The organism is Nocardia pseudovaccinii NBRC 100343 (genome assembly GCF_001613225.1).
In the GTDB taxonomy this organism is placed as follows: domain Bacteria; phylum Actinomycetota; class Actinomycetes; order Mycobacteriales; family Mycobacteriaceae; genus Nocardia; species Nocardia pseudovaccinii.
The window spans coordinates 24,711-30,815 of record NZ_BDBY01000153.1 but is presented as its reverse complement, the minus strand read 5'-3'; the positions used below and the strand labels follow the sequence as shown (position 1 = coordinate 30,815).

The following is a 6,105-nucleotide window of genomic DNA, read 5'->3' as shown; positions in this document are numbered from 1 at the left end:
GGTTCGGACTTCGTCGAAATGTTCGTCGGTGTCGGTGCCTCCCGCGTGCGTGACCTGTTCGAACAGGCCAAGCAGAACAGCCCGTGCATCATCTTCGTCGACGAGATCGACGCGGTCGGCCGCCAGCGTGGCGCCGGTCTCGGCGGCGGTCACGACGAGCGCGAGCAGACGCTGAACCAGTTGCTCGTCGAGATGGACGGCTTCGGCGATCGCACCGGCATCATCCTGATCGCCGCGACCAACCGCCCCGACATCCTCGATCCGGCGCTGCTGCGGCCGGGCCGCTTCGACCGGCAGATCCCGGTCAGCAACCCGGATCTGGCCGGACGGCGCGCCATCCTGCGGGTGCATTCGCAGGGCAAGCCGATCTCGCCCGAGGCCGATCTCGACGGTCTGGCCAAGCGCACCGTCGGCATGTCCGGCGCGGATCTGGCCAATGTCGTCAACGAGGCCGCTCTGCTCACCGCGCGCGAGAACGGCGCGGTGATCACCGGCGAGCAACTCGAGGAGTCGGTGGACCGCGTCATCGGTGGTCCGCGCCGCAAGAGCCGCATCATCAGCGAGCACGAGAAGAAGATCACCGCTTACCACGAGGGCGGTCACACGCTGGCCGCTTGGGCGATGCCGGATATCGAGCCGGTCTACAAGGTCACCATCCTGGCCCGCGGCCGCACCGGCGGCCACGCCATGACGGTGCCCGAGGACGACAAGGGCCTGATGACCCGCTCGGAGATGATCGCCCGCCTGGTCATGGCGATGGGCGGTCGCGCGGCCGAGGAACTGGTGTTCCACGAGCCGACCACCGGTGCGTCCTCGGATATCGACCAGGCCACCAAGATCGCGCGCGCGATGGTCACCGAATACGGCATGAGCGCGCGTTTGGGCGCGGTGCGCTACGGCCAGGAGCAGGGCGACCCGTTCCTCGGACGTTCGATGGGCATGGGTTCGGACTACTCGCACGAGGTCGCCGGTGCCATCGACGAGGAGGTGCGCAACCTCATCGAGGCCGCGCACACCGAGGCATGGGCCATCCTCAACGAATACCGCGATGTGCTCGATGTGCTCGCCACGGCGCTGCTGGAGCGGGAGACCTTGCACCGCAAGGATCTCGAGGAGATCCTCGCCGCGGTGGACAAGCGTCCGCGCATCACCGCGTTCAACGATTTCGGCGAGCGCGTGCCGTCGGACAAGCCGCCGGTGAAGACCCCGGGTGAACTGGCCGCCGAACGCGGCGAGCCGTGGCCCCCGCAGGCGCCGGGCCTGCCGAAGCTGCCGCAGCGCGAACCCGCCGCGACCAATGGCTATCCGGACGGCGGTTATCAGGAACCGCGCTACGGCGGCGGTCACCCCCAGCAGCCCGCGCCCGGTTACCCGTTGCCGCAGGCGCCCTCCCCGGCTTATCCGCGACAGGGCGCGACGCACGGCTCGCGGCCGGACTACGGTGCTCCGGCCGGTTGGTCCGCCCCGGGCTGGCCGCCGCGCGACGAACCGCAGCAGCAGTCGGGTCAGCCCGGCTACGGCGGCTGGCAGGGTGAGCCGCAGCCGCGGCACGGCTACCCGCAGCCGCAGCAGCCATGGGGTCAGCCGGGCCGCGGCAACGACGGCTATGACGAGCCCGCCAACGGCACCGGGAATAACGAGGGCGAGAACCACGATTGGGATGGACCGAACGGTCGGCACTGACACGTGCCGATTAGGCTCGACCATCTGGGTGCGGGGAGATTGCTCGCGCCCGAGATTTTGGAGGTGTCCTCGATTGTCGGCCAACAATCACGTCGGTGGGCCCGGGCATGTGAGCGGCGGTGCCGTTGCGAATGCCAACGCTTTCGACGAATTCGACGAACCGGTCAAGTACAACGGTGCGGGCCCGGCCGAGCCGGATCTGATCGCACTGGAGACCGGTAGCCCGTTCGATCAGCCCCGCGCCGAGGCCGCGATCCGGGAATTGCTGATCGCGGTCGGTGAGAATCCGGACCGGCCGGGCCTGATCGATACGCCCGCACGGGTGGCCCGCGCATACCGGGAGATGTTCGCCGGGCTCTTCACCGAGCCGGATGCGGTGCTGAACACCACCTTCGACGAGGGACACCAGGAACTGGTGCTGGTTCGCGATATCCCGCTGTATTCGACCTGTGAGCACCATCTGGTGTCGTTCCACGGCGTCGCGCATGTCGGCTACATTCCGGGCCCGCACGGCCGCGTGACCGGACTGTCCAAACTGGCCAGGCTGGTCGATCTGTACGCCAAGCGTCCGCAGGTGCAGGAGCGGCTGACCAGCCAGATCGCAGATGCCGTCATGCGCAAGCTGGATCCGCGCGGCGCCATCGTCGTGATCGAGGCCGAGCACCTGTGCATGGCCATGCGCGGTATCCGCAAGCCCGGCGCCAGCACCACCACCTCCGCTGTGCGCGGTCTGCTGCAGTCCAACGCCGCCTCGCGGGCCGAGGCGCTCGATCTGATCCTGCGGAAGTGAGGCACCGCGCGGTGTCGACCCACGCCCCCGATCCCCTCCGGAGCAGTGTCGCGCCGCGCGATAGTCGCTCCTGCGTTGTGATGGGCGTCGTGAACGTCACCAGCGATTCGTTCTCCGACGGCGGTCGTTATCTCGATCCGAGTCTTGCCATCGCACACGGCATCGAGCTGTACGAGGCGGGCGCCGACATCATCGATATCGGCGGCGAGTCGACCCGGCCCGGCGCGGTGCGGATCGACCCGGAAACCGAGGCCGCGCGGGTGGTTCCGGTCATTCGCGGCTTGGTAGCTGCCGGTGTGCCGACCAGTGTGGACACCATGCGGGCCGGTGTCGCCGAGGCGGCGATCGCGGCCGGAGTTTCGGTCGTGAACGATGTCTCCGGTGGCCGCGCCGATCCCGATATGGTGAAAGTCGTTGCGGCAGGTGAGGTTCCGTGGATCCTCATGCACTGGCGGGCGGGCGCGGACTATCGGCACACCGGTCCGGCCGACCACTACGACGATGTGGTCGCCGAGGTGCTCGCCGAACTGACCGCACAGGTGGATCTGGCCGTATCGGCCGGTGTGGATCGGTCCCGGCTGGTACTCGATCCCGGCCTCGGCTTCGCCAAGAATGCCGAACACAATTGGGCGCTGCTCGGCGCACTGCCCGAATTGGTCGGCCACGGGCTGCCGATTCTCATCGGCGCCTCCCGTAAACGATTCCTCGGCGCCCTGCTCGCCGATGCCGATGGGCCGCGCCCGCCCGACGGCCGGGAGACCGCTACCGCGACGGTGTCGGCGCTGGCCGCCCTGCACGGCGCCTGGGGTGTCCGCGTCCACGATGTGCGCGCCTCGCTGGATGCTATTGCCGTGACCGACGCCTGGCTGCGTGCCGCCCGAAACAGCACCCGAGGAGCCGATCTATGACCGCAGCATCGCGCAGCGCTTCGCTGAGGGGTGGTGGCCGGGAGATAGGGGGGCCCGAGCAGCTGGACCGGATCGAGCTGCGCGGCCTGCGCGCCTATGGCTATCACGGCTGCTTCGACTACGAACGCCGCGACGGCCAGGAGTTCCTGGTCGATCTGACGGTATGGACCGATTTCGCCGCCGCCGCGGCCACCGACGACCTCGCGAACACGATCGACTACGGCGCCCTCGCCGAGCGCGCGGTGCAGATCATCCAGGGCCCGCCGCGCAATCTCATCGAAAAGGTGGTCGCCGAGATCGCCGACGATGTGATGACCGATCCCCGCATCCAGTCGGTCGAGGTCGTCGTGCACAAACCGTCCGCGCCGATTCCGCATACCTTCGCCGATGTCCGCGTGGTCACCTCGCGGCAGCGGGGAGTCGTGGCATGAGTAGCGCCGTCTTGTCGATCGGCTCGAATCTGGGCGATCGGCTCGCACATCTGTGCAGTGTTGTCGAGGGTTTGGGGGATCGGGTGGTCGCGGTTTCGCGGGTGTACTCGACTGCGCCATGGGGCGGGGTCGATCAGGACGACTATCTCAATGCCGTTGTGCTGGTTGATGATCCGGAGTTCGGTGCGCACGATTGGCTGCGCATCGGACAACAGTTGGAGCAGGCCGCCGGGCGGGCGCGTGAGGTGCGTTGGGGCGCACGCACTCTCGATGTCGACGTGGTGTGGTGCGCCGAGGACGGCGTGGTCTGCCGCAGCGACGATCCGGAATTGACCCTGCCGCATCCACAGGCACACAACCGGGCCTTTGTGCTCATCCCCTGGCTGGATGTACAGCCGGACGCGGAACTCGTTGTCGATGGAAACGCCCGGCCGGTGCGCGACCGGCTCGCCGAACTCGACGCGGCCGAGCGCGCCGGGGTCCGGCCGACCGAATTCGTGCTGTCGGCCGCCGCGGAGGGATCGGCGTCGTGAAACTGAAGCCGACTCGGATTCTCGATCTCATCGCCAATGTCGTTATCGCGGCGCTCATCGCCTGGGTGCTCACGCGGATGGCTTATGGAAGTTTCCCGCCGATCTCGATTTACGCGGGCGCATCGCTTTATCCGGTCGCCGCGATCGAAGTTGCGCTCGGCTTCGTAATTCGCGGACGGGTCAGTGAACATCAGATCGGCGACGGCAGCCACCAGTTGCATCCGATTACCGCGGCCCGCGCGGTCGCGCTGGCGAAGGCGTCCGCGCAGGTCGGCTCGCTTGCCGCCGGTGTCTGGCTGGGTTTCCTTCTCTGGGTCTTTCCGCAGCGCGACACCTTGAATGCGGCGGGTGCGGATAGTCCCGGCGCCATTGTCGGGATGCTGGCGGGGGTGGCTTTGGTTGCTGCGGCGCTGTGGCTGGAGTATTGCTGTCGGGCTCCCGAGGACCCTTCAGACGATCCGGCAACTACATAGCAAATAATCTTGTCGGAATCACCGCACGGGAATCTGGGCGCGGCTGGCTGATCAAGCTACCCTGGCGTGCATGGTTTCACCCTCCCGTAGCAGCACCTCTCGTCGACGGCGGGACGACGCGGGAAAATTGTTCATCGGCGTATTGATTCTGCTCGGTCTGGTTGCCAGCGTTTTCCTGGTTTTCAGTGACCGTCTGCAGTTTGTTCGGATCGGCTTGGTGGCGGCGCTGTGGGCGGCCGTCATCGGCGCTTTGGCCGCGACGCGGTACCGCAAGGAAGCCACGATCGACAAGGCCAAGGTCCGTGACCTGCAGACGGTGTACGAGCTCCAGTTGGAACGCGAGGTGACCGCCCGGCGCGAATACGAGCTCGGCGTCGAGGCGCGGGTGCGCGCGGAAGTGGGTGCCGATGCGGCCGAAATGGCCGCGCTGCGCGCCGAACTGACCGTGCTTCGCGAGAGTCTGCAGCGGCTCTTCGACGGTGATCTGCCGATGGATCGACCCGCATTGCGCGCCGATGCGACCCGGATTCAAGAGTTGCCGAGCGCATTCGGAAATTCGGCCAACAATAGCTCGGCGAATGCCGACACCTGGCTGGACATGGCGTTCCAGCAATCCCCCAGCACCTTTACTCCGGTCTTCGAATCGGATCATCCGGAGCCTCCGCGGTTCGCCAGCCCCTTCGACGACCCGGTGACCGCGGAGACCGCGATCGTCTCCGCCGACGATTTCGATGATGCGGATATCGCCGACGCCGAGGTCGACAGCGACCCGCTCACCACCACCGGCGGCTGGGCCGACGCGTTCACCGAGGATCCGGAAAAGACCGGTGTCCCCCCGCGGCTGCAGCCGTTGGAGTACACCGTGCCGCCGCGCCTTTCGGAGCCGGAGTCCACCGCATCCGAAGCCGAGCCACCGGAGCCGTCCACGCCGACGCCACATCCAGAGCCTGCCCCGCACCCGACCACCACCGTCCCGCCGCTGGGCACTGCCACCTCCCGCCGCCGTCGCCGCGTCGATCCGGACGCCGACTCCGGCAATTCCTCGCGCCGACTTTCGGTGGCCGAGATCATGGCGAACCTGCAATCCGAGGAAAAGGGACGCACCGGGCACTGATTCCCGACGAGTGGTGACGGTTCCGCGAGCCACCGGGGGGCCGCGAACACGCCGCGCCGCAGGCACGGCAATCAGACACAGCACTGCGTTGTAAATCACGCGGTGCCCCGTGGCATCGGCGAGCCACGGGCCGATATTCTCGGTGCGGAACGTCTGGTACCCGGCTGTCCGGG

7 protein-coding genes are annotated in these 6,105 nt (G+C 67.6%); all 7 read left to right on the top strand.

All coding sequences use genetic code 11. From position 1 onward, the window contains the following. A partial coding sequence (gene ftsH, locus NP3_RS18210; protein ID WP_063042797.1) for an ATP-dependent zinc metalloprotease FtsH occupies positions 1 to 1,683 on the top strand: 1,683 nt, incomplete at its 5' end. A 199-nt stretch (positions 1,684 to 1,882) separates the two neighbouring features. Then, entirely contained in the window at positions 1,883 to 2,473 is a 591-nt protein-coding gene (folE, locus tag NP3_RS18205; protein ID WP_040686186.1) for a GTP cyclohydrolase I FolE, read from the top strand. Between the two features lie 80 nt (positions 2,474 to 2,553). Beyond that, a complete protein-coding gene (gene folP / locus NP3_RS18200) occupies positions 2,554 to 3,381 on the top strand; it encodes a dihydropteroate synthase (protein ID WP_063042788.1) in 828 nt (275 codons plus the stop codon). Then, positions 3,378 to 3,812 carry a dihydroneopterin aldolase gene (gene folB / locus NP3_RS18195; RefSeq protein ID WP_084508668.1) on the top strand — a complete coding sequence of 145 codons (435 nt, stop codon included), beginning with the start codon at positions 3,378 to 3,380 and terminating at the stop codon, positions 3,810 to 3,812. The genes folP and folB overlap by 4 nt, the downstream gene beginning before the upstream one ends. After that, a complete protein-coding gene (gene folK, locus NP3_RS18190) occupies positions 3,809 to 4,345 on the top strand; it encodes a 2-amino-4-hydroxy-6-hydroxymethyldihydropteridine diphosphokinase (RefSeq protein WP_063042787.1) in 537 nt (178 codons plus the stop codon). Before folB ends, folK begins: the two co-directional genes overlap by 4 nt. 2 nt (positions 4,346 to 4,347) lie before the next feature. Next, positions 4,348 to 4,818: a DUF3180 domain-containing protein gene (locus NP3_RS18185; protein WP_063042795.1), complete on the top strand. Its 471-nt coding sequence runs from the start codon at positions 4,348 to 4,350 to the stop codon at positions 4,816 to 4,818. Between the two features lie 70 nt (positions 4,819 to 4,888). Continuing rightward, entirely contained in the window at positions 4,889 to 5,932 is a 1,044-nt protein-coding gene (locus NP3_RS18180; RefSeq protein ID WP_063824807.1) for a DUF6779 domain-containing protein, read from the top strand. Positions 5,933 to 6,105: the final 173 nt, after the last annotated feature.

Coding starts and splice junctions, on each gene's coding strand:
- folK (WP_063042787.1), top strand. CDS start 3,809: ATGAGTAGCGCCGTCTTGTCGATCGGCTCGAATCTGGGCGATCGGCTC.
- NP3_RS18180 (WP_063824807.1), top strand. CDS start 4,889: ATGGTTTCACCCTCCCGTAGCAGCACCTCTCGTCGACGGCGGGACGAC.
- folB (WP_084508668.1), top strand. CDS start 3,378: ATGACCGCAGCATCGCGCAGCGCTTCGCTGAGGGGTGGTGGCCGGGAG.
- folP (WP_063042788.1), top strand. CDS start 2,554: ATGGGCGTCGTGAACGTCACCAGCGATTCGTTCTCCGACGGCGGTCGT.